The 4,331-nt window shown below is 48.0% G+C and carries 5 protein-coding genes; 3 read left to right on the plus strand and 2 right to left on the minus strand.

The annotated features are described in order from the left end of the window. Positions 1 to 1,570 (plus strand): heavy metal translocating P-type ATPase (locus ACWVCM_RS14710; protein ID WP_455202518.1); only part of this gene is annotated, 1,570 nt, incomplete at its 5' end. Continuing rightward, positions 1,570 to 1,779, plus strand: a complete 210-nt coding sequence (gene ccoS, locus ACWVCM_RS14715; protein WP_455202519.1) for a cbb3-type cytochrome oxidase assembly protein CcoS — start codon at positions 1,570 to 1,572, stop codon at positions 1,777 to 1,779. The genes ACWVCM_RS14710 and ccoS, both read left to right, overlap by 1 nt. A gap of 36 nt (positions 1,780 to 1,815) precedes the next feature. Here the strand turns inward: ccoS and ACWVCM_RS14720 are convergent, their stop codons facing one another. Next, entirely contained in the window at positions 1,816 to 2,481 is a 666-nt protein-coding gene (locus ACWVCM_RS14720) for a hypothetical protein (RefSeq protein WP_455202520.1), read from the minus strand. A 114-nt stretch (positions 2,482 to 2,595) separates the two neighbouring features. On the opposite strand from ACWVCM_RS14720, the gene ACWVCM_RS14725 reads away from it, so the two are divergent. After that, entirely contained in the window at positions 2,596 to 3,378 is a 783-nt protein-coding gene (locus ACWVCM_RS14725) for a sulfite exporter TauE/SafE family protein (RefSeq protein WP_455202521.1), read from the plus strand. A gap of 147 nt (positions 3,379 to 3,525) precedes the next feature. Here the strand turns inward: ACWVCM_RS14725 and cspE are convergent, their stop codons facing one another. Beyond that, entirely contained in the window at positions 3,526 to 3,726 is a 201-nt protein-coding gene (gene cspE / locus ACWVCM_RS14730) for a transcription antiterminator/RNA stability regulator CspE (RefSeq protein ID WP_455202522.1), read from the minus strand. Between the last annotated feature and the right edge of the window lie 605 nt (positions 3,727 to 4,331).

The raw sequence follows: 4,331 nt of genomic DNA on the forward strand, positions 1-4,331 counted from the left end.
CAAGCGTCAGGCTGTCGCTTCCACGCAACGTTTGTTAGACTTGCAACCACGGGGAGCGACGGTATTACGTGACAGCGAAGAGGCCCTGCTGCCGATACGCGCCATAAAACCGAATGACCTGGTGTTGGTAAAACCGGGCGACCGTATTCCAGTTGATGGTGTTATCGTTGATGGCCGCAGCAAAGTAGACGAATCCATGTTGAGCGGTGAATCAACGCCTGTAAGCAAAACCGGCAACGACCACGTCTCTGCAGGTACCTTGAATATCGATAGCGTATTGACTATCAAAGTAGAAGGCACCCTGCGCAATACTTCGCTGGGGCGTATTATCCATCTTGTGGAAGAAGCCCAGACATCCAGGGCGCCCATTCAATGTGTCGCCGATCGCATCGTGCCCTGGTTTGTCGCAGCCACCCTGGTGTTGGCGAGCGCCACATTTATTTACTGGTTCAGCAGCGACTTTGAACTGGCATTAATGGCTGCCACAGCGGTACTCATTATCACCTGCCCTTGCGCGTTTGGCCTTGCCACGCCCATGTCCATCGCGTCGGCGTCCGGCCTGGGTGCGCGACATGGCATTCTAATTAAAAATGGTGCAGTGCTGGAAACCTTGTCCAGCATTGAGCATATTGTGTTTGATAAAACCGGCACCTTAACCGAAGGACGCATGCAAGTGCAGGAAATAGTCACTCGCGAGGGATTGCAGAAAAATCAATTGCTCGCTTGCGTCGCGGCAGTGGAACGATTTTCCGAACACAGTATTGCGCGCGCCATTGTAGAAACAGCCAATACCCGAGAATTACTGTTACCTTCCGCGAGCAGCGTTGAGAACCGGCCCGGTTATGGTGTGATCGGCAAGCTCAACAACGATTCGATTCTTGTGGGCAGCCGTGCCTGGTTAAAACAGCATAAGATAGAATTGGACCCTGCCTTTGAGCAACGTGCCGATCAATGGGAAACCCAGGGCATTTCATGTATTCATGTTGCCATCAATGATCAGGAAGCGGGCTTAATTGCCATTGCCGATACCTTGCGCCCCGACGCACAGGACCTGATAAATGTATTACGTGCCGCCAATATTCGTATGACATTGTTGAGCGGTGACCGCCAGGCGGTCGCCGAGGCGATTTCCGAACAACTGGGAAGTATGGAAACCATTGCCGAGGTGTTGCCTGAAGACAAGGACCACGTCATTCGACAATTGCAACAGGATGGTGTCAAGGTTGCCATGGTGGGCGATGGCGTTAATGACGCCCCGGCATTAATGCGGGCAGACGTGGGCATTGCGCTGGGTTCAGGTACGGATATTTCAGGTGATAGTGCAGACATCGTATTAATGAGTAACGAACTGGATAAAGTACGCCTGGCCTTACAACTTTCGCGACGCACTTTACGCACGATACGCCAGAATATTGCTATCTCCTTTACCTACAACATCATCATGGTGCCGTTAGCAATGGCGGCATTCATTACCCCTCTGGTAGCCGCGATATCCATGCCCATCAGCTCTTTGCTGGTCATCGGTAATGCAGCGCGTATTCGCACTCTCTTTAAAAAAGTGAACAGCTGATGGAAGTCATCTACGGATTAATCCCCGCAATGATTATTCTGGGCCTGATCATGGTCGGCGTACTGGTGTGGGCAGTAAAAAGTGGTCAATACGATGACATGGAAGGAGATGCCAATCGCATTATCATGGATGACGATGACCCGTTACTACCTGACGCGAAAAAGAAAGAACCGGGCAAGAACTGGCCTGATGCTGACAATGAAGACTAACAAATTTTTATGTTGTTTACTGTTAAGACAAAAATATTAACGTTGATCCAGCGGCTTTATCAACTGTTCGAACTGTGCCGGCGCGACATACTGAAATACCGCATTGTTGTTTTCATCCAGGGCGATATCCAGTCCCAGTTGCGGATATAGCCAATGATTGGTATTGGTTTCTTTTTCTGGAATTACCCGCTCCGGTTTGCCAAAACGCTTTTCAAGCAACGCGCTTTCCAGGCGTATGCGCGGCAAATAAGTGATCGTGCGTATCGGCGTCTCACGTACTCGCGCCACATCTTCGGCATGCAAACTCACTTTACGACTACCGTCACCCAGGGTACTGATTCGGACACCTCGTTCAAACATGGTCTGCAATTCTTCTGTTGTCAGTGCAATCACGACCACCACCTTGGCACTCAATCCGCCAAGGTTCACTTTATCGAAGTAGGCTTCCACGACGCGTTGACCTTTGCCCGGTGCCGGCTCAAACAGGCTCAGTTCACTTTCGGACTGAAAAACCTGCTCAGCTTGTTGCAAAGTACTCCGACCCAACGCGAGACCGAACACCTGGGTAGTACCATCCGCGGTGTGAGTTATTTGCCAGGGAAAAGTTTGCATCGGCCTGTCACCGCCACCTGGAATCATTATCCCAACAGCCAGCGCGACAATAGCCAATACCAGTACCCCTGCAATGATTTTAATATCCATAGTTGTGGTTGTTCACTTTCGAATAAGGAACGGATGATTCTTTGTTATTCTACCGCCAAAAACACATGCAATACATATCGCTTTCTAGAAATTAATAATTAAGGACAGCCGTCAATGATCCATGATCCTCTTTCTTATACGACAGCATTTCTAATTGGGCTACTGGGCGGCGCACACTGCATCGGTATGTGTGGCGGTATTATGAATGCATTGAGTTTTGCCATTCCTGAGCAACAAAGAAATATACGCCAGGTAACACCCATATTATTGCTGTACAACTTTGGCCGCATATTTAGCTATGCCATTGCTGGCGCTATAGTAGGTTTACTTGGCGGCTACCTGCAGAAAACGGGCAGCCAGGTCGGTCCGAGCTTGCGCATCTTTGCGGGACTAATGTTGATTGCCATGGGACTCTATCTTGCTGGCTGGTGGCGAGGCCTGACGTATCTTGAAAAACTGGGGGGTTACCTGTGGAAATACCTGCAACCCATCGGCAATCGATTAATGCCCGTCACCAAACCTTCACAAGCTGCACTCCTTGGATTTATCTGGGGCTGGCTGCCTTGTGGCCTGGTTTACAGCACCCTGACCTGGTCCGCAACATCTGCTCACTGGCAACAATCCGCGCTGATCATGTTGTGTTTCGGGCTGGGAACCTTACCGGCGATGCTACTGACTGGCGCATTTGCTCACCAGGTAAAAGTCTGGATACAAAAAACCAGTGTACGCAATATTGCGGCGCTGCTAATCATTGGTTTCGGCATCTGGACCATGAGCTGGACGCTCTATCATCGCGGTCATAAACACAGCAACGACCAGGATCATTCCACGCACCAACAGGAAATAACTCAATCACCTCACGCTAATGATTCCGGCCACAAACACGATCATGAATAGCGCGAAAAGATAATCTGGATTTTAGTTACAAAGATAGGGAAATTGAAACCTGTGAAATGCAGTTCGACAGGGATTTTACTGCGCAAAAAATAAGCCCCGCACAATTGTTGTGCGGGGCTTATTGAAGTCATCAAACTAACAGACAGTTTATGTCTTTACGTTTGCTGCCTGTGGGCCTTTGGGGCCATCTTCCACATCGTATGTTACCTGCTGGCCTTCAGCCAGTGTGCGGAAGCCTTCACTTGCAATGGCTGAAAAGTGAACAAATACGTCCTTGCTGCCATCGTCAGGGGAAATAAAGCCGAAGCCTTTTGATTCGTTAAACCATTTTACGGTTCCTGTAGCCATAGTAATTACCTCATTCAGTATTAATATTAAAAGTGTTACAAATCTTACAAGGTAATTAACAGGAGATTACTTCGAAAGAACTTCTGACAATAACCAAGGTAGAATGTAGCGCTATATAGTGTAGCTGGTTTTTGGCCAGAAACACTACCTTTCTCAATTATATAACGCTTAAAAATGATGGTTCAAGGCCAAATTCGCCTTAAAATTCAATCCATCCAGTAAAAAAGCCCCTTTGTCGGGCTTTTTTGTCTCTGGTAAAACAGCAGGAGAATCAAAATCAGGGATGCGCGACATTTAGCGATAGACAGCTCCATTTTTACCTGCAATTTCAATGACTAATTGCCAATATCTCCTCTCATTTAAAGCCGTTCGTTGCCATTCAAGCTCATCATAAATTATCTCAATTAGAGCCAGATACCCCGAAACTGTCCCAGCTTCAAAATATGATTCGACTTACTTACCCATCTACTGAATTACACCTGGTTGAAAAACGGCCATTGCTTCAGGGGAATTTTTTCTTCCGCTCGAAGTATCCGTCAAAATGGGGGAGCTATCATCTTCACCCCCCCTTTATATTTCCTGCCAAAAACAGATTTATTCAACCA

This window comes from Kaarinaea lacus (genome assembly GCF_975902315.1).